A 242-nucleotide genomic window follows, 5' to 3' on the forward strand; every position below is an offset into this window, starting at 1 on the left:
CGCGGCCCTTCCCGATCCCGGCCGGGGTGGCGGAGGGCGGCGCGAACGGCGGTGCGGAAGCATGGCAGCAGCTGGCGGACGGCCGGCTCTTCCTGATCGACGAGGACCGGCCCGAGGACGCCGAGGCCTTCGCCGCCTGGCTCTACATCGACGATGCCTGGCAGCCGCTGCAGGTCGCGACGCAGCCCGGCTACCATCCGGTCGGCCTGGCGCAGTTGCCGGGCGGCGACGTCTTGCTGCTG

Annotated in this window: 1 protein-coding gene; it reads left to right on the forward strand. The window is 74.4% G+C overall.

What is annotated here, in order from left to right; all coding sequences use genetic code 11:
* The coding region (locus R0J92_RS25920; protein WP_411053802.1) for a hypothetical protein at nucleotides 1-242 on the forward strand (242 nt) is incomplete at both ends.

Origin of the sequence: Tritonibacter sp. SIMBA_163, assembly GCF_046535935.1 — a bacterium.
GTDB classification, from domain to species: Bacteria; Pseudomonadota; Alphaproteobacteria; order Rhodobacterales; family Rhodobacteraceae; genus Epibacterium; species Epibacterium scottomollicae.